Source organism: Mesorhizobium sp. Arg314, assembly GCF_053714275.1.
Genome location: NZ_JBSKBP010000067.1, coordinates 1 through 17,631 on the forward strand (window position 1 = coordinate 1; position 17,631 = coordinate 17,631).

The following is a 17,631-nucleotide window of genomic DNA, read 5'->3' on the forward strand; positions in this document are numbered from 1 at the left end:
CGAAAAGCGAACAAAACAGAATCAAAGCCACGAGTCGGCCGGACCAAAAACGTTTTTCAGCAGCCTGTTAAAGCGCGACGCCTGAATCCGGTTCAGCGCGACGCGCTTTAGGCTTGGCGACCTCGCCGTAGCTGTCCGTCCGGAATTGCGTCAAAACAACGAGATAGAGCGGTTCACCGTTTCGGTGAAACGGTGAAATGCTCTGTCCGGCGAGGCGTGCATGAATCTCATCCCTATCGACGATCCACAGGACCCGCGCGTCGCCGCCTATCTCGACATCCGCGAGCGCGACCTCGTCGGCCGACACGGGCGCTTCGTCGCCGAAGGCAAGGTGGTGCTGGACCTCTTGCTGTCGACCGGGCGCTTCGCCGCCGAGTCGGCCCTCATTCTCGAAAACAGGCTGGCCGGCTTGCAGGCGGTCTTGCGCAAGGCGCCTTCGGATTTTCCAGTCTATGTTGCCGCCGGTGAGGTCATGGACCGGATCGCCGGCTTCCACATGCATCGCGGCATCCTGGCGATCGGCGTCCGTGGCGATCCGTCGCCCGCCGAGGTTCTGGTGGAAGCCTTGCCTCAGCACGCGTTGGTCGTCGTCCTGGTCGGCATATCCAATCACGACAATATGGGGGCGATCTTCCGCAATGCCGCGGCCTTCGGCGCGGACGCCGTGCTGCTCGATCAGACCTGCTGCGATCCGCTCTACCGCAAGGCAATCCGCGTTTCGGTCGGCGCCGCGCTGAAGGTTCCCTTTGCGTCCTTCGGCGATAGCGGAACCTTCATCGCGACGCTCGATCGGGTTGGCTTCAGCCAGTTCGCTCTCGCGCCGCGCGGAAACGTCGACATCCGCGCCGCGGAGCGTTCGGCCAGGCTCGCACTCTATCTCGGCACCGAAGGCGAAGGCCTGCCGCCGGATATGCTTGCCCAACTCCACACTGTGAGAATCGGCATGGCAGAAGGCTTCGACAGCCTGAACGTCGCGGCAGCCTCGGCTATCGCCCTGCATCATTTTTGGAACCGGTAGCGGCCTACAAAGCAACCAGGAGCCCGAATAGCTGCGACGCTTTGAGGTGTGTTGAGAATTCAATGCATGTCGCCCAGAAGTGTACAGCGGTTCTGGGACAACGACATGCATCAAAACAAAGACTTAAAGCGCGTCGCCTGAATCCGTTTCAGCGCGACGCGCTTTAGGTCAGGCCGAGTCGAAAATGGCGGATTCCGAGAACCGGCCGTAGCCTTCATAGACGGAGACACTTGTGAGGGCTTCGGCCGGCGAAGGCCGGAGCGGAGCGTACTTAAAGTACGTGAGCACGGGAAGCGCAGGAAGCCGGCATTTGCAGGCCGGCCTCACCTGAATTCTCAACACACCTCAGTTGGTCGAGCCGGCTTTCTGCAAAGCCCTCACCCGGTCGGCAAGACTGATGCCGCGCCCATTTTGCTGCCCGTCGCCCGCCAGGGCCTTGGCGATAGGGGAATCCGGCCCGTCGAGTTTCATCGTCAGGTTGACGACCTCGGCCGCCAGTTCGTTCATTTGTTCGCGAAGGCCGGCACCGGGGCGCGCGTCGCCTGCCGAGTCGGGCATTGCTGTCCCCGAGGCCGCAAGATCGGTTTTCAGCCGTTTGTTCTCGCGCGCCAGCGCCGCCAGCCTTGCCTCCAGCCGTTCCCGGTCGCCCTCGAGCTTGGCGATTGCCTTGTCGACATCGTCGCTTTTCACATCGCCGTCAGCGGCCAGCCGTGCAACGCCGTTCGCGACGGCGGTCTCTTTCGAACGTTCGCGCGTTCGAGCTAGGTCCTTCTCGCGCCGGTCGAGCTTTTCCTCGCGGTCGGCTAGCGTAGCGAGCAGCCGCTCGACCTTCTTGTCGAGCTCGGCCGTTTTCTTCTTCTCGACCTTCAAAGCTTCGCGCGCGACCTTGCTTTCCGAGGCGACTTCCTGGTTTCGCCTGTCCGCCTCCTTGCGCTGGCCGCGCAGCATCGCGATGTCGCTGGCGAGTTTTTCCAGTTCCGATTCGCGCGCAACCAGCTCGATCTGGCGGTTCGAGGACGAGAAGCTGGCGTCGTCATACATCTGCTCGAGCTTTTGCAACTCCAGCGCACGTTTCTCCAATGCCCGCTCTGTCTGTGCGTGCTTTTCCGACAGCCGGTGCAAGTCCTCCTCGCGCTGCCTGAGCTCCGCATTTTTGGCCTGCAGATCGGAGAGCGCCTGGTTCTTGTCCTTCCTTTCGACCGCGAGCCCCTTCAAGGCCTCGCGCCCGCGACCGATCTCGACCAGCTGTTCGGCCGCCTTCTCCTGCAGGTTCTTGACGGTTATCTCCAGCCGGCGCGTCGTCATGGCATATTCCGCCCGGACCCGGTCCTTGTCCGCCAGGATTTCGGCGGGCGTCAGCGGCAGCGAGGCCTCGAGGCGCCTGCGCGTCAGGACCACGGCCCGCCGCCAGACAGCCGGCGCGATCAGCGACACCAGAAAAGCGGCGCAAAGGAAACCGAGTACGAAGAACAGGACCGACTGGACCAAGGCGTTCTATCCACTTTACGGAACGGCAATCGCTGGCTTGTTCCACCTTGGCATGGCGGAAATTCAACGCCGCGGCAAGAGCTCGCCGCGGCGCGATCAGCACTGTCCGAGCGATTGTAACGAGCAGGACCCGATCAGAACGGGTTCCAGGTCGGCCTTTCGGTGAGCTTCAGATAGCCGAGATTGACGCCGAGGCGGGCGCCGACGCCGGTACGGATCGGCACGATCAGCACACGGTTGCTCTGCAACACGTTGAAACCGACACCCGCAATCACATAGGCCGAGCCGGCAACGCCGCCGAAGCGGTTATAGAGGCTGCTGATGTCGTCGAGGTTGTAGACCAGCATCATCACCCGCGATCCCTCGCCGCCGAAATCCCAGCCGAGCGATGGACCTTGCCAGAACACCTTATGGTCGCCGGCGTTCTTGGTGTAGAGCGTGCCTTCGCCATAGGTCAGGCCGCCGATCAAGGCGCCGGAACCTTCCTCGCCCAGCAGGTAGCCGTTGGGCAGGCCGTAGGAGGCAAAGATCTTCTCGACCACGGTGGCCAGTCCCCCGGACGTCTCGCCGAAGAATTTATGACCGGAATCGACGATCTCCTGAGCGGTGTACTGCTGGGCCCGTGACGCCGAGGTCGAAAGGACAAAAGCCGCCAGGAGTGTGATGGTCATGGTGAGGACACGGACGAACGTCCGGTCGTAGTATCGGGAAAACATGCTTCCAATCTCCGTCAGGGAGCACTTTCGCCGACGCCTCGCACCCCTGCGGCTCTTGGCGGCCGTTCAGGGTGGCTATCACGGGCAAATTATGCCGTAATCCTTTTTCAACCATTAAACTCTCACAGGAAGATGGCGGTTCGAAGGCTGCGCTTTCGCCCGGCGATGGGTTTTCCCGCTGTGGACACACCATTTTCGCCGTCGACAATTTTGGATTTGTTGATGCACGCTCGGGCGCTGTGTATTCAGAAAGTCTTGGAAAGCGCGTGATTCGTGTGGGCAGGCGCGAAAACGGTCGCTCGGCCATGAACAACTGACTTAAGCAGGGATTTCACCGATGGCCGAGCTCTTTACCCTTTCCGCGCCCGATCTCGCCGCGCTGCTTTGCAGCCGTGTCTGCCACGACATCATTTCGCCGGTCGGCGCAATCAACAACGGACTGGAACTGCTCGACGAAGGCGGCGCCGACGAAGACGCCATGAAGCTCATTCGCCAGAGCGCCAAAAACGCCTCGGCGCGACTGCAGTTTGCCCGCATCGCCTTTGGCGCCGCGGGTTCCGCCGGCATGATGATCGACACCGGCGATGCCGAAGCCGTGGCCATCGCCTTCTTGAAGAACGAAAAGCCGGAACTGATATGGAACGGCTCCCGCGCGCTGCTGCCCAAGAACAAGGTCAAGCTGCTGCTCAACCTCATCCTCGTCGCCCATGCGGCCATCCCGCGCGGCGGCAAGCTGGTGATCACGCTGGAAAATCTCGAAACCGAGCCGCGTTTTTCGCTGTCGGCCAGCGGCCCGATGCTGCGTGTGCCGCCGAAATTTCTCGAACTGCATTCCGGTCACAAGCCGGAGGAGCCGATCGACGCCCATTCGGTCCAGCCCTACTACACGCTGCTTCTGGCGCGTGAGGCCAATATGACGATCTCGATCCACGCGACCGCCGAAGAGATCGTGCTCACGGCTGCATAATATCAAGAAACGACAAAGTATCGCTTGTCGCCAATATTTGCATCCACAATGCAGGCGCGGCAATGTCCGCACCCATTGCAGTGAAGACGCCGCAGCTCAAAACGGCGCGATACGCCTCTTTGGAAAAACTTTACCTAACGGCTTTTCGGCTTCTTTACCAGATTGGCCTATGGTGCTCACCGGTTACCCGGAGGGTGCCAGTTCGGTAGATGGCAAAGAGGACCCGGACATGAAGCGCTGCCTGTTCGTCGATGATTCGAGCGTCATCAGGAAGGTTGCAAAACGCATTCTTGGCGGCTCGGACTTGATTGTCGTCGAGGCGTCGAGCGGGGTCGAGGCGGCCGAAATCTGTGCCAGCGACATGCCGGATGTCATCGTCATCGACGGCGGTCTTGCCGACATCCAGGCAGCGGACCTCATTCGCCGCCTCCGCGCCATGGAAAGTCCCATCAAGCCGCAGATCCTGGTGTCGCTGGTCGAGGTCGACGTCGCGGCGATCATGCGCGCCAAGCGTGCCGGCGCACAAGGCTATCTGTTGAAACCCTTCAACCGGGCTCAATTGCTCGAAAGCTTCCGCGTCCTGAAAATCGCCGCCTGATTCGCTGGAAGCATTTCAAACAAAAAACCCGGCCTGAGCCGGGTTTTCCTTGAAATCGTCCGCTCGCTTTACGCGCTGACGCGGATATCTTCCGGTTCGCGCAACACATAGCCGCGGCCCCACACCGTCTCGATGTAGTTCTGGCCGCCGGACGCAGCGTCGAGCTTCTTGCGCAGCTTGCAGATGAAGACGTCGATAATCTTCAGCTCCGGCTCGTCCATGCCGCCATAGAGGTGGTTGAGGAACATTTCCTTGGTGAGCGTCGTGCCCTTGCGCAGCGAGAGCAGCTCCAGCATCTGGTATTCCTTGCCGGTCAGGTGCACGCGCTGGCCGCCGACCTCGACCGTCTTGGCGTCGAGATTGACCACCAGGTCGCCGGTGGTGATGACCGACTGGGCATGACCCTTGGAACGGCGCACGATGGCATGGATGCGCGCCACCAACTCGTCCTTGTGGAAGGGCTTGGTCATATAATCGTCGGCGCCGAAGCCGAGGCCGCGCACCTTGTCCTCGATGCCGGCCATGCCGGAGAGGATCAAGATCGGCGTCTTGACCTTGGAAAGGCGCAGCGTGCGCAGGACTTCATAGCCCGACATATCGGGGAGATTGAGGTCAAGAAGGATGATGTCGTAATCATAGAGCTTGCCGAGGTCGACGCCTTCTTCGCCGAGATCGGTCGTATAGACGTTGAAGCTTTCCGATTTCAGCATCAGTTCGATGCTTTGTGCGGTTGCACTGTCATCTTCAATCAGCAGAACACGCATTTCATTCCCCTTTTCTGCTGCCGGACCGTGTCACGACCCGTCCGGACCCGGAGCAGTGATTGCCTGAACAGAAGGTGCCACCGACTGGTTAACAAATCCTAATTTCGTGCCATCCACGATACCAGATTTTTTAACCCCTTTCTACACCCACTTGAATCTAATAACGAATCACAGACCAAAATCGCTAACGCACCACATTAAAAAATCAGCCTAAGTGACTCCAGAGACTCGTTGGCCCGGGCTTCCCGCCGCAGCCGGAATTTTTACCCGGCCTTAAGTCCTCGTCCGTATGATTAACAATGCCCGTAAACGAATGGTTACCGCCGGCAAAAATCTTTAGGGCTTTGTTTCCCATAGCCCAGGGAAAGCCGGGGGAAACCGGCGGCGCTCGGGTCGTTCCGGGCGGATTGGACGGGTATGCAGGTGTGCGTTTGCGGAGTATCGAGTCATGAAGTCACGTGAAAACCTCGTTCGGCTGAAGCAATTTCAGGTGAATGAGAAGCGGCGGCAGCTTTTGCAGCTGGACATGATGATCGCCGAGTTCGAGCGCATGGCCGTTGAGCTGGAAGCGCAGATCATCGCCGAAGAGAAAAAAGCCGGCATCACCGACATCAACCATTTCGCCTATCCGACCTTCGCCAAGGCGGCGCGCCTGCGCCGCGACAACCTCAGGAATTCACAAAGCGACCTCGCCCAGCAGCGAAGCACTGCCGAATCATTACTCGGCGAAGCTGAAGCGGAGCTGTCCAAGGCGGAGATGCTGGAATCGCGGGACACCAAGATCCGCGAGGCCGAAACAGGCGGCCGCAGCGCCATGATCGGCTGATCGCCGCGCATTTTTTGAAAGTCGTTGCCGCAGACATACCGGCATTTTCAGAACCGACCGCCGGTCGAATCGGCCTCGCCGCCGGCTTCAGGACGCAGCCGCCATCTCGCCATGAACAGCCGATGCCCGGACCCGGGCATCCTTGATTTCCGGCGTATGCTCTTCCGCCCACGACCGGATCTGGTTGAGCAGCCCCGCCAGGTTCTGGCCAAGCTCCGTCAATTCATACTCCACGCGCGGCGGGATGACCGGAAACACCTCGCGCCGGACAAGGCCGTCTCGCTCCAGCACACGCAGCGTCTGCGTCAGCATCTTGGGCGTGATGCCCTCCAGCTTGCGCGCCAGCTCGCCATTGCGCAGCCGGCCGCGCCGCAATGCGCAAACGGTGAGATAAACCCATTTGCTGGCCAGCATCTCGAGCACGGTATGCGACGGGCAGGTGCGCCGGAACGCATCGTAGCCAAATGGTGTCTCACTACTATCCATGAGGTGCCTATATATAGAAAAGGTACATACTAGACAATGGCATATTACTATCCAAATGATAGCGGCACATCGATCCAACAGGAGGCTTCCATGCGTGCCGTTATCCAGAATGCCGTCGGCGGACCCGAGGTCCTTTTCGTGGCTGAGCAGCCCGACCCCTCACCCAGGCCCGGTGAAGTGCTCGTCCGCGTCAAGGCGGCGGGCATCAATCCGGTCGACGGCGCCGTGCGCGGCGGTTTCTACCCGCTGCTCGGCGAGCCGCCGTTCATTCTCGGTTGGGATATTTCAGGGACCGTCACGGCGCTCGGCGACGGCGTGACCGTCTTCAAAGTCGGTGACGACGTATTCGGCATGCCGCGCTTTCCCAAGCAGGCCGGGGCCTATGCCGAGCTTGCCGCGGCGCCGGCGGACGAGATCGCCGCGAAACCCGCCGCCATCGACCATGCGCATGCCGCGGCGTTGCCGCTGGCTGGTCTGACGGCCTGGCAAGGCCTCATCCGCCATGGCGCCCTGGAGGCAGGACAACGCGTGCTGATCCATGCCGGCGCCGGTGGCGTCGGCCATCTGGCGGTGCAGATCGCCAAGGCGCACGGCGCCTGGGTGGCCTCGACCGCCAGCTCCGACAAGAAGAATTATGTGGGCTCGCTCGGCGCCGATGAGGTCATCGACTACACGAAAGGCGATTTCACCGGAAAGGTCTCCGGCCTCGACCTGGTGCTGGAGACCGTCGGCGGCGACCATGCCGGGGAATCGCTGAAGGTGCTGCGCGACGGCGGCGTCCTGGTGTCGCTGCTCAATGTCCCCGACGCGGTCAAGGCAAAGGCCAAGGAACGAAACATCCGTATCGGGCGGATATCGGTCACGCCCGACCGGGAAGGCCTTGTCGAGCTTGCCAGGCTGGTCGATGCCGGGAAGCTCGCGGTCCATGTGGCGAAGGCTTTTCCGCTCGACCAGGCGGGGGTCGCCCATGCGTTCCTCGCCACACGGCCGATCGGCAAAATTGTGCTGACGGTCTGAGGCTTTTACAAAGGCGAAAAGGGCGCGGAACACCGCGCCCTTTTCGGTTTACGGCTATCCAGTCTAAAGCGCGTCGCGCTGAAACGGATTCAGGCGACGCGCTTTAAGTCCTTGGTTTTATGTATGTCGTTGTCCCAGAACCGCGTACACTTCTGGGCGACATGCATTAGTGCCGGTATTGCTGGATACGCGTCGTGCGCAGCCCGGCAAGGCCGTATTCGTCGATCGATGCTTGCCAGGAGAGAAATTCTTCGGTGGTGAGCTTGTAGCGCTGGCAGGCTTCCTCAAGGCTGAGCAGACCACCGCGCACCGCAGCGACCACTTCCGCCTTGCGCCGGATAACCCAGCGCCGCGTGTTCGTCGGCGGCAGATCGGCGATTGTAAGAGGGCTGCCGTCGGGCCCAATAACATACTTGACTCTAGGTCTAACCAGATCGGTCATCGTACTCTCTACTAAAAACTCAAAGACCCAATCCCCGCCACAGTACCGCCACAGCTTTAAAAATTGCCTAAGCGAACCCTAACCACTAGGTAAGGATCGTGAACGCCCGGTTAGGATTTCGTTTAGGATTTGAAACAACGGCCTCCAGGCACTGTTTTTGCCCATAAACCCGTCTTGACCCGCAAGCTGGCGCAAGCGTGGCGCTTGACCTATATTCCGGCCATTGGCATTGAGCGCCGCACAGTGAAAGCACCATGAACAGCCTCGATCTTCCCCGCCGCCCCGAAGAAACCCGCGTCGTCGTCGCGATGTCGGGCGGTGTCGATTCGTCGGTGGTTGCCGGCATCCTGAAGCGTGAAGGCTATGACGTCGTCGGCGTGACGCTGCAGCTTTACGACCACGGCGCGGCCACCCACCGCGCAGGCTCCTGCTGCGCCGGGCAGGATATCGACGATGCGCGCCGCGTCTCGGAGACGCTCGGCATCCCGCATTACGTGCTCGATTACGAGGAGCGCTTCCGCAAGGCGGTGATCGATCCTTTCGCCGAGAGCTATGTCGCCGGCGAGACCCCCATCCCTTGCGTTTCCTGCAACCAGACAGTGAAGTTCGCCGACCTGCTAGCGACCGCCCAGGATCTCGGCGCCGACGCTTTGGCCACCGGCCACTATATCCGTTCGCGCGCCAACGGCGCGCATCGCGCGCTCTACCGGCCTGTCGACGCCGACCGCGACCAGAGCTATTTCCTGTTCGCCACCACCCAGGCGCAGATCGATTACCTGCGCTTCCCGCTCGGCGGCCTGCCGAAGCCGCAGGTGCGTGCGATTGCCGAGGAAATGGGGCTGACCGTCGCCGCCAAGCAGGACAGCCAGGACATCTGCTTCGTGCCGCAGGGCAAATATTCCGACATCATCGCCAAGCTGAAGCCGGCGGCCGCCAATCCCGGCGACATCGTCCATATCGACGGCCGCGTGCTCGGCCGCCATGAAGGCATCCTGCGCTACACGATCGGCCAGCGCCGCGGCATCGGCATAGCCTCCGGCGAGCCGCTCTATGTCGTTCATCTCGACGCCGACCGCGCGCGTGTCATCGTCGGCCCGCGCGAGGCGCTGGAGACGCACAAGATCTACCTGCGCAACATGAACTGGCTGGGCGATGGACCTCTGTCTAACGTTCCGGCCGGCGGGATCGAGCTCTTCGCCAAGGTCCGCTCGACCAGGCCGCCGCGCCCGGCCGTGCTGCATCACCGCAACGGCGTGACTTCGGTCGAGCTGGCCGACGGCGAGTCCGGCATCGCGCCCGGACAGGCCTGCGTGCTCTATTGCGACGACGGCAACGAGGCGCGTGTCTTCGGCGGCGGCTTCATCGAGCGCTCCGAGCGCGGCGCCGAGGCCGAGGCCATGCTGTCCCGGCTTGCCGCCAGGCCGGCGCAGATCCCGGCCGAATAAATCCCGGCTTTTGGCCCACTGACTTTTCGGGCGACTCGAATTTCAGGCGTATCGCGATTGATTAGGACAGGCTCAGGCGGTTGAGCCGGTATGGATCACCGTGCCGGCGGTCAGGATTCGCAGCACCCGGATCGCTTCCTCGCCGTCGGTGCGCGGCTCGGCGCGCGTCGCGATGCATTGCATGAAATGGGCTAGCTCGCGCGTCAGCGGCATGCCTTCGCCGACCGGCACGTAGGAAGGCTCGTTGGCGGTGAAGGCCCATTGGCCGCTGTCCTGCCAGACCGCGTGGCGATAGACGGCAAGCTTGCGCTCCCACGGCTCGACGTCGTCGAACACCGCCATCGCCTTGGTGCCGACGACCGTGAGACGTCGCTCGCGATAGGGATTGAGGCGCGAGGCGAAGAGATGGCTGCGCAGGCCGTTCGGGAAGCGCATATGGAGATGTGCGAAATCGCTGAGATTGTCGAGCAGCGCTGCCCCCTCGCCTCTCACCTCGATCGGCTCGGTGCCGGTGATGGCGAGAATCATCGACAGGTCGTGCGGCGCCAGATCCCAGAGCGCGTCGTTTTCGGTATGGAACTTGCCGAGGCCGAGCCGATGCGAATGGATGTAGCGCACGTCGCCGAGCTCGCCGTTGTCGATCAGCGCCTTCAATGTCTCGAAGGCAGGATGGAAGCGCAGCACATGGCCGACCATGAAGACGCGGCCATTGTCTTTCGCCGCCTTCACCGCGCGCTCGGCGTCCGCGACCGTCAGCGCGATCGGCTTTTCCACCAGCACGTCCTTGCCGCTTTCGACGGTGCGCACCGCGGTGTCGGCATGAAACTGCGGCGGCAGCGCCATGACGATGGCGTCGATGTCGGCTCGCTCGAACAGCTTGTCCGGCTCGATCGCCAGGCAATCCTGCTCGCTGGCGAAACCTTCCGCGCGGGCGCGGTTGGCGTCGGAAACGGCGTGGAGCGCGCCAAGCGCCTTGAGGGTGCGGATATGGTTGCTGCCCCAGTATCCGCAACCGAGGACGGCGATGCGCGGCTTCATTCGCTCAAACTCTAGAATTTCATGGCCGAGACATAGCGACGTGCTCCGCCGAACTCAACCCCGCGACATGCGCCGAGTGCCTGCCCGGCAAAGCTTTTCTGGGATGAGATTATGCTGGCCAGATTATGCAGGCATGTCGGCCGCTTCCAAGCTTGACAGGCTCACCCTCCCAACCTTATATCCGCGCGACCTTGGCGAACGCCTTGAAATACCCATCCATTCAGGACGGTTTTTTCGAGCCATTTGCCGCCCTGGCGGGGTAGCTCAGTTGGTTAGAGCACGGGAATCATAATCCTGGGGTCGGGGGTTCAAGTCCCTCTCCCGCTACCACCATTCCCCCCACTCCTTTGACGCCGTGGGGGAAGGCACCCTCGCCCAAGAGTGCCGTTAGCCGCCCAGCGATTTCGACTTGGACTCCGCCGATCCTCGATGGATCTCGAAACACCGTGACGGTCTCGATCAGGTCCCGCATCGCCTCTGCAGATTCGGAATCGCCGGTAGCAATGCCCTTGGCAAGCCCTGCCTGAAGCAGGTTCAGTTGTCCCTCGTAGCGTGCCAGCACCGCCGGATGCAGCGCGATCACTCCGACCGCGGCGGGCACCTGATCCAACTCGGCCAAAATGCACTTTCGCTCTTCATGCAGCGTCGTTGATTGCGGTCCCAGTACGGCTGGGTCGCCGTAGCCCTTGGCAATGGCGTTGACCAGTCGCTCGATCTCCCGGGTTAGCTCTTCAAGCCGGCGCTCCAAACGGGTGCGCCTGGCATCGGTATCGGCGGCCAAGCGCTTCCGTTCTTCATGGTACGTCTGGACGTACTGGGCAATCACTTCAGGGTGGCGCAACTCGGTGGTAAGCCCGTTCAGAACTGCAATTTCGACCGTATCCAAATAGAAGGTCCTCGGATCAGCGCACGTTCCGCTTTCTGTCGCGGCCGAACAGCGGATGCGAGTGCGCTTGGACTTGTCCATGCCTTTTGACGACATTCCCGCACCACAGGCACCGCACCTCAAGAGCCCAGTCAACATATGCCGTGCTCGGCGTTGATGGCTTGGATGGGTGGTTGCACGCGCCGTCTTGCGTGCTTGTGCTGCGTCGAACAGGTCGGACGAAACAATGGCGAGGTCCGGTACTGCGACTACTCGCCATTCACCCTTGGGATTTGGACGCGAGACACGTTTCCCCGTGTCAGGATCCTTGATCATTCTGACCCTGTTCCAGATCAGGCGGCCAGCATAAAGCTCATTGTGAAGCAGCCCCGTCCCTCTCTGCACATTTCCATTGATAGTAGAAGCATTCCAGGCTCGGCCACGAGGCGGTGGTATGCGGTCGCTGTTGAGTTTGTGGGCGATGTCACGCGGGGTCTGTCCACCGACATACTCCCTGAAGATACGACGCACGATCTCCGCTTCGTCCTCGGCGATCAGCCGCTTTCCAGGGTCGCCGAGCACATAAGAGTAGCCATAGGTTAATCCTCCGGCATGAAGCCCCTTATTGACTCGGCCGGCCTGGCCCCGACGGACTTTGTGAGCGATGTCCTCCCGGTAGAGTTGGCCAACTAGTCCGCGTAGGCCGACCAAGACCGTGTTCACTACGCCTTCGTGGACGGCACGAATTTCGATGCCTAGAAAAGAAAGCCGCTTGTGAATACCCGCAAGGTCTTCCATGTCGCGCGAGAGCCGATCAAGTGCCTCTACGACGAGCACGTCGAATTCGTGCTCACGCGCTTTGTCCATGAGGTGAAGTAAACCGTCGCGGCCCAAGACGGAGCCACCGGAGCGTGCTCTATCGTCAAACGTTGCGACAACGTTCAACCCCTCACGCTCTGCGTATGCACGGCATAAAGCGAGTTGATCGTCTATCGATCGCTCATTCTGGAGGTCGGTTGAGAAGCGTGCATAGATCGCGGTCCGATTCATGAGTTTTCTCGGCCTGTTCACGCGCATGGTCTTCGCGGGCCGCTTGGCGAGCGAGAGCGCTTGCAAGGCGCAGAATCGCTCTATCAGGCGATCGGAACAAGGTCCTTTTTTGTGATTTCACAACCATTGCGGGTAGCGCTCGCTACTGCACGGCTGCGCTCCCGCGGCAAATTGCAGTCCGCGGAATGCGTGGCCTCCTTCGATCCTGCGGACATCATGATGTTGGTCCATGTCTCCCAGATGTGCACATACGGGAGATGAGAAAAGCCATCAAATCGATTGGTCGCGGAAATGGATAGCAAGGCGTGTTTTTCGGAAATCCGCGACCTGAGCCGCGGATCGTTGGGCTGGATGTCCGATCCGGTCGGCGAGGTCGCCGGATCGATGCCGGCCATGGCAGCGCCCAAGGTCGCCACGTCAGACGAATGCAGCACCTAGCCATCGCCGGACTTGATGGTCTCGACGACATTGCCGACTTGCGAGGATGGGGAAGCGGCCAAGTACTCGAACCGGTCGTGCGCGTTCAGCTTGGCTCTGGCCGCCCACCCATCCGACCAATATCCTCCAAGACAGAGCGGATTTGTGGCCAAGGAAACTCGGCATCGTCCTTCGACGGCTGCCCTTCCCTGAGTATGGCATCAAGCTTCGCTGCGACGCCGGCAAGGGAGATGGCTGGCGTTTCTGACAGTGCCTCAAGCAACGTCTCCGCCTGACCGGCTGCCTCACTTTCAGCACGCAACGCGGCAGAATAGCCAATCGCCCGGTCATAGGCCTCCCAGCGCGCCTGATGAACCGCCAAATCGGCCACGACCTTCGCAGCTGCCTCCGTCTCCATAGATCCGACGCCGAGCACACCGCGAAGGGACTCATGGGAAGCCGGCGCGGTCGTATCATCTGACAATTGGATCATCACGTTGGGAAAGCCGACTTCTTCGACGAGCATCCGCTCCAGATGCTGCTGCTCGCGGCTCAATCGATCGGTCTCTTCATGAGCGGCTTGCCATTCGCGCCACACTGCGACGGCAGGGTCGGTTGTTGCGCGAGAAAGTTCGGTGCGGATGACGGAAGGCAAAGTCGTGCTATTGTCGGAATCAGTCATAATCCGAGCTCCTGACAGCTTGGGGCGTGGCAAGGCTGCTGAAGGTGGTCATGACACCATCAGCAGCCGCAGTAAGCGACTCCTATAATCGTATCAGGGTTACGATATCTCAGATGACGGCGCAGATCAACGAAAATCGTATCGACGTTACGAAATGAACGTCATCCAGTGCAAGATGGCGCGAGTTGCCCTTGGTTGGGGGACAAGGGATTTGGCTCGAAATGCCGGGGTCTCACCTGATACCGTTGCCCGCTTTGAACGGGGAGAACAACTAAAGGAGACTACCGTTGCTGCACTCCGGAACACATTTGAAGCTGCCGGGATAGAATTCATTCCAGAGAATGGTGGCGGCCCAGGCGTGCGTTTGTCTCGCAATCAGAACTGACGCCCAGTTCGCCATGCCACCGGATTGTCGACCCACCGATTGATGTCGGATTCATGCCAGCCCGCCCCGTTGATGCTGATCTTGATCTGGGCCGGGAACGTCCCTTCGGCGATCTTGCGATAGATGGTAGAGCGGGACAGGCCGGTCCGGTTAAGGACGGTTTTGAGGCGTAGGATACGATCCGGCACAGACATAGCACGCCTGCTTTTCACTGGTTGTTGCTGGCATCTCTTGGGACAGACAGGACGAACCAATGCTGGAGGCAAGCAGATTTGCCGCCTCACCCGCCTGCGGCGTGGAAACGGCGGCAAATCGGAGGGGTTTAGATCCCGATGCCGCGTCCTCTGCCAATGCCGTGGCTGAACGCGAGTTCCGCGCCAAGGCGGCGGCCAGAATCGGTGTGAATGCCGAGATCACGCTTGCGGTTGGCAAGTAGCGATTCAAGCTGAGGATCGCGTTCGAGGCTCTTGGCCATGTCGGACATGGCCGACCGCGTTGATTTGTAGCCGGACATGTCGCCAGCCTGGTATTGGCCCTGGCTTGTCCGGTCGAGCTTTTGCCAGCGTTCCACGAAACGGTCGGCCTGGCGGCTCGGATCGATGTCCATCCCGGTGCGGATTTCCGTTTCAAGCTGAAGAGCAAGGACGATGCGATTGACGCGGCCGGCCCCTGCCTCACGGACAAGCTCGGGACTCTTCGCGTAAGCCGCTTCGGCATCGCGCCAACCATGCGGTCGCACCTTCTCGAACGCGCTGCGGGCATCCCTCAATTCGCGTACCTGCTCGGGACTGCCCTGCCCCTCCGCATTTCCGCTGCGGAGGATCGCGTCGATCGCGCGCGCGTGACGAACAAGCGCCTTCGTGCGAGCGCTGCGCAACGCCGCTTCTGGGTCCACCGGCGTATCCGTGTCGCGCCACACTCCCTTGATGGACGCATCTCTTTCAGGCGTGGGGCCGGCAGCTCCGATTTGCGCTCTAACATCTTCCCCTCCCGGCCTCTGCCCACGTTCCTGGCCGGGCTCGGCGTCGCCGGGCGAGCGCCACCCGTCCAGCAACTCGCCGATCCTCTCGCGCAGCTTCTCCGGCACGATCCGGCGCACGATCTCGACCACACGCTCGCGGAATGTTATTCCGCGCCGCTCGGCATAGCTTTGCGCCGGATCGATCTGCTCGTGGTCCGACGCCATGTCCTTGGCGCGGTCGCGTGACAGGGAGCGTACCAGCCGGTCCCGTGTGGCAAAGTCATCGCTGCCGTAATGCAGATTCGTGCCATCGCGATGCCGGGACAGCGCGACGTAGCTGCCATGCGCATCCATGCCTGGCGTCGCTAGGATATGGGTGCGGTCAACGGTCATGCCCTGTGCCTTGTGAATGGTCGCGGCATAGCCGTGATCGATGTGGGCGTAGTCCTTCAAGTCGAACCGCACCGGTCTGCCGTCGTCCGTGCGCACACTCATACTTTGCTCGCTGACCGCTTCGATCACACCAAGCGTGCCGTTCTTGACACCAAGTCCGCGTTCGTTGCGCAGGAACACGACGCGATCGCCGCGTGCGAAGTTCCTTGCACCGCGTTCCACATCCACCTGAACATCGTCGCCGAGATCTCCGGCAGCGCGCATGCGCTCGCGCGCCGCCTGGTTGAGCGCGCGAACCTCGTCGTTTGTGTGGGTAAGAATGATCCGGCTTTCCTCTGGATGCGCCTGCCTGCCGCGATCCCAGCGCTCTACGAGTTCACCTCGCGCTTCGTCGCGCGTTGCCGCCTGATGCACCATGCCTTGCGCGTCGTAGGCGCTGACGGCGGCGCCGATCCTGCCGGTTGCCATATCGCGCGTTGCATCACGCTGCCATTCCTCGCGCTGCCGCCGTACTTGACCGATTTCGACGCCACCGTGCCGTTCGTGAATCGAACGGAATGCAGCGCCCGCTTCGATCGCCTGCAGCTGCTGCGGATCGCCAACCAGGACGACTTTTGCGCCAACGTCCGCCGCATGGGAGAGCACGCGCTCCAACTGGCGCGTGCCGACCATGCCAGCTTCATCGATCACCAGGACATCGCGGGCGGTGAGCAGATCGCGACCCTGCCCCCAACCATGTTCCATACTGGCGATGGTGCGCGAAGAAATGCCTGATCCGCTTTCGAGATTCTCTGCGGCAATGCCGGAGAGTGCCGCGCCTCGAACCTCGTATCCCGCCGCTGCCCATGCCTGGCGTGCAACGCTGAGCATGGCGCTCTTGCCCGTTCCGGCAAAACCGACAACGACACCAAGACCGTGACCATCGGTGATGTGCGCAAGCGCATCGGTCTGCTCGCGTGACAGGACAAGCCCGTGTTGCGCAGCCCGCGCCAGCGCTGCCTCGCGATGTGCGTCACTTACCGCGTGTCGCTCGTCCAAATCGATACGCTCCGCAGCGCGGTGAAGGCGCTGCTCGGTCTCGATCATCTGCCTTGTGGTGAAACGGTCTTCGCCGCGTCCGTCCTTGCCGAGTTCGACCAGATCGGGTGCGTTGGTGATGGCGCCCATCACCTCGTTGAACTGCTCGATTCCGTCGCTGTGCCGATGCGTGAACTTCGCAATGTCCTTTCGGGTAAAGGTCGATTGTTGATGCGTGATCGCATCCAACGCCAGGTTAGGATCGGCAATGATCCGCGCGCCATTGTTGCGCGCAATCTCGCGATGCAGTTCGGCGCGATCTGCTTCAATGCCGGCAGCGTCAAGGCCGCTGCCCTCAATGCGTTGGGCCGGTGCACCAATCTGGGTTTGCGGCTCCAAGGCAATGCCCTGCGCTTCCAGACTGCGATGATCGATGCGGGCGTCGATGTCGAGTTCGGCAAGGCGCTCATTGGCAAGCTCGGCCCATCGCTCGCGCCAGCGCTCAACCACCTGGGTAGCATTCCAGTCGCGAACCTTCGCCCCGAAACCGTTCTCATCGATCGAGCGCATGGTGAGCATGACATGGGCATGCGGTTTTGGACTGCCATCCTCCGACCTGTCCCAATGCACGTTGAGATCGGCGACCATACCTCGGCTGACGAACTCGGCCTGGACGAAGTCGCGCGCCAGTTCGATGCCTTGTGCCTGGCTGAGTTCGCGCGGCAGGGCAAACTCCACTTCTCGTGCAAGCTGCGCATCCTTCCTGACCTCAAGCGCTTCAACATCGTTCCACAGCCGCTCGCGGTCGCTCCAGGCTTCTGGCGCGTTTTCCGGCAGCATCACCTCGGAATGGACGACGCCGCGCTTGGCCGAGAAATCATGCGTGCGTTCGATCCGCTCGTTGCGCAGCCGCGAGGCCGAGCGGTAGGCTGCCGACGCCACCGCGCTCGAGCCTGCCTTGCGGCCAATGACCTTGACATGAAGATGATAGATCGCCATCGCGACCAGATGTGCGTTGGGAGTTGAAAGGAAGGAGGGATTCGGCCTTCATGCTGC

The 17,631-nt window shown here is 61.4% G+C and carries 19 protein-coding genes and 1 tRNA gene; 9 read left to right on the forward strand and 11 right to left on the reverse strand.

Going from position 1 to position 17,631, the window contains the following annotated elements:
• The first annotated feature begins 220 nt into the window (after positions 1 to 220).
• Positions 221 to 1,018 carry a TrmH family RNA methyltransferase gene (locus ACWGS9_RS31870; RefSeq protein WP_454508967.1) on the forward strand — a complete coding sequence of 266 codons (798 nt, stop codon included), beginning with the start codon at positions 221 to 223 and terminating at the stop codon, positions 1,016 to 1,018.
• Between the two features lie 345 nt (positions 1,019 to 1,363).
• Here the strand turns inward: ACWGS9_RS31870 and ACWGS9_RS31875 are convergent, their stop codons facing one another.
• On the reverse strand, positions 1,364 to 2,506 hold the full coding sequence (locus ACWGS9_RS31875) for a coiled-coil domain-containing protein (RefSeq protein ID WP_454508968.1): 1,143 nt from the start codon (positions 2,504 to 2,506) through the stop codon (positions 1,364 to 1,366).
• Between the two features lie 134 nt (positions 2,507 to 2,640).
• Entirely contained in the window at positions 2,641 to 3,177 is a 537-nt protein-coding gene (locus tag ACWGS9_RS31880) for a DUF1134 domain-containing protein (protein ID WP_320212522.1), read from the reverse strand.
• A gap of 116 nt (positions 3,178 to 3,293) precedes the next feature.
• On the opposite strand from ACWGS9_RS31880, the gene ACWGS9_RS31885 reads away from it, so the two are divergent.
• The 3 genes from ACWGS9_RS31885 to ACWGS9_RS31895 all read left to right on the forward strand — a co-directional run bounded on the left by ACWGS9_RS31885 (position 3,294) and on the right by ACWGS9_RS31895 (position 4,787).
• Positions 3,294 to 3,539 (forward strand): hypothetical protein, encoded by a 246-nt coding sequence (locus ACWGS9_RS31885; protein WP_454508969.1) that lies wholly within the window; start codon positions 3,294 to 3,296, stop codon positions 3,537 to 3,539.
• 20 nt (positions 3,540 to 3,559) lie between these two features.
• Positions 3,560 to 4,189 (forward strand): histidine phosphotransferase ChpT, encoded by a 630-nt coding sequence (gene chpT, locus ACWGS9_RS31890; RefSeq protein ID WP_320212329.1) that lies wholly within the window; start codon positions 3,560 to 3,562, stop codon positions 4,187 to 4,189.
• 229 nt (positions 4,190 to 4,418) lie between these two features.
• Positions 4,419 to 4,787, forward strand: coding sequence for a response regulator (locus ACWGS9_RS31895; RefSeq protein ID WP_320212523.1), 369 nt, complete (start codon positions 4,419 to 4,421; stop codon positions 4,785 to 4,787).
• Positions 4,788 to 4,855: 68 nt separating this feature from the next.
• On the opposite strand, the gene ctrA is transcribed toward ACWGS9_RS31895, so the two are convergent.
• Complete coding sequence (gene ctrA, locus ACWGS9_RS31900) at positions 4,856 to 5,551, reverse strand: response regulator transcription factor CtrA (RefSeq protein WP_006203583.1); 696 nt, start codon at positions 5,549 to 5,551, stop codon at positions 4,856 to 4,858.
• 448 nt (positions 5,552 to 5,999) lie between these two features.
• On the opposite strand from ctrA, the gene ACWGS9_RS31905 reads away from it, so the two are divergent.
• Entirely contained in the window at positions 6,000 to 6,377 is a 378-nt protein-coding gene (locus tag ACWGS9_RS31905) for a flagellar export protein FliJ (RefSeq protein ID WP_040989842.1), read from the forward strand.
• A gap of 87 nt (positions 6,378 to 6,464) precedes the next feature.
• On the opposite strand, the gene ACWGS9_RS31910 is transcribed toward ACWGS9_RS31905, so the two are convergent.
• A complete protein-coding gene (locus tag ACWGS9_RS31910) occupies positions 6,465 to 6,863 on the reverse strand; it encodes a winged helix-turn-helix transcriptional regulator (RefSeq protein WP_454508970.1) in 399 nt (132 codons plus the stop codon).
• A gap of 90 nt (positions 6,864 to 6,953) precedes the next feature.
• Between ACWGS9_RS31910 and ACWGS9_RS31915 the strand changes: the two genes are divergently transcribed.
• Positions 6,954 to 7,880, forward strand: a complete 927-nt coding sequence (locus ACWGS9_RS31915) for an NADP-dependent oxidoreductase (RefSeq protein ID WP_454508971.1) — start codon at positions 6,954 to 6,956, stop codon at positions 7,878 to 7,880.
• A gap of 166 nt (positions 7,881 to 8,046) precedes the next feature.
• On the opposite strand, the gene sciP is transcribed toward ACWGS9_RS31915, so the two are convergent.
• Positions 8,047 to 8,322 (reverse strand): CtrA inhibitor SciP, encoded by a 276-nt coding sequence (gene sciP / locus ACWGS9_RS31920; RefSeq protein ID WP_006203587.1) that lies wholly within the window; start codon positions 8,320 to 8,322, stop codon positions 8,047 to 8,049.
• A gap of 254 nt (positions 8,323 to 8,576) precedes the next feature.
• Between sciP and mnmA the strand changes: the two genes are divergently transcribed.
• The gene (gene mnmA / locus ACWGS9_RS31925) at positions 8,577 to 9,767 is read left to right on the forward strand and encodes a tRNA 2-thiouridine(34) synthase MnmA (protein ID WP_454508972.1); all 1,191 of its coding nucleotides are present in this window, start codon (positions 8,577 to 8,579) and stop codon (positions 9,765 to 9,767) included.
• Between the two features lie 72 nt (positions 9,768 to 9,839).
• Here the strand turns inward: mnmA and ACWGS9_RS31930 are convergent, their stop codons facing one another.
• Complete coding sequence (locus ACWGS9_RS31930; protein ID WP_454508973.1) at positions 9,840 to 10,805, reverse strand: Gfo/Idh/MocA family protein; 966 nt, start codon at positions 10,803 to 10,805, stop codon at positions 9,840 to 9,842.
• Between the two features lie 253 nt (positions 10,806 to 11,058).
• Between ACWGS9_RS31930 and ACWGS9_RS31935 the strand changes: the two genes are divergently transcribed.
• A tRNA-Met gene (locus ACWGS9_RS31935) sits at positions 11,059 to 11,135 on the forward strand.
• On the opposite strand, the gene ACWGS9_RS31940 is transcribed toward ACWGS9_RS31935, so the two are convergent.
• The 3 genes from ACWGS9_RS31940 to ACWGS9_RS31950 form a co-directional block, all read right to left on the reverse strand.
• Entirely contained in the window at positions 11,092 to 12,747 is a 1,656-nt protein-coding gene (locus ACWGS9_RS31940) for a recombinase family protein (RefSeq protein ID WP_454508979.1), read from the reverse strand. The two genes, ACWGS9_RS31935 and ACWGS9_RS31940, sit on opposite strands and share 44 nt — an antisense overlap.
• 56 nt (positions 12,748 to 12,803) lie before the next feature.
• The gene (locus tag ACWGS9_RS31945) at positions 12,804 to 13,115 is read right to left on the reverse strand and encodes a hypothetical protein (RefSeq protein WP_454508974.1); all 312 of its coding nucleotides are present in this window, start codon (positions 13,113 to 13,115) and stop codon (positions 12,804 to 12,806) included.
• A 128-nt stretch (positions 13,116 to 13,243) separates the two neighbouring features.
• Positions 13,244 to 13,819, reverse strand: a complete 576-nt coding sequence (locus ACWGS9_RS31950) for a hypothetical protein (protein WP_454508975.1) — start codon at positions 13,817 to 13,819, stop codon at positions 13,244 to 13,246.
• Between the two features lie 154 nt (positions 13,820 to 13,973).
• Here ACWGS9_RS31950 and ACWGS9_RS31955 point away from each other — a divergent pair, with 154 nt between their 5' ends.
• The gene (locus ACWGS9_RS31955; protein WP_454508976.1) at positions 13,974 to 14,204 is read left to right on the forward strand and encodes a helix-turn-helix domain-containing protein; all 231 of its coding nucleotides are present in this window, start codon (positions 13,974 to 13,976) and stop codon (positions 14,202 to 14,204) included.
• On the opposite strand, the gene ACWGS9_RS31960 is transcribed toward ACWGS9_RS31955, so the two are convergent.
• On the reverse strand, positions 14,195 to 14,398 hold the full coding sequence (locus tag ACWGS9_RS31960; protein WP_454508977.1) for a helix-turn-helix transcriptional regulator: 204 nt from the start codon (positions 14,396 to 14,398) through the stop codon (positions 14,195 to 14,197). The genes ACWGS9_RS31955 and ACWGS9_RS31960 overlap by 10 nt on opposite strands.
• A 128-nt stretch (positions 14,399 to 14,526) precedes the next feature.
• Positions 14,527 to 17,574 carry a Ti-type conjugative transfer relaxase TraA gene (gene traA, locus ACWGS9_RS31965; protein WP_454508978.1) on the reverse strand — a complete coding sequence of 1,016 codons (3,048 nt, stop codon included), beginning with the start codon at positions 17,572 to 17,574 and terminating at the stop codon, positions 14,527 to 14,529.
• Between the last annotated feature and the right edge of the window lie 57 nt (positions 17,575 to 17,631).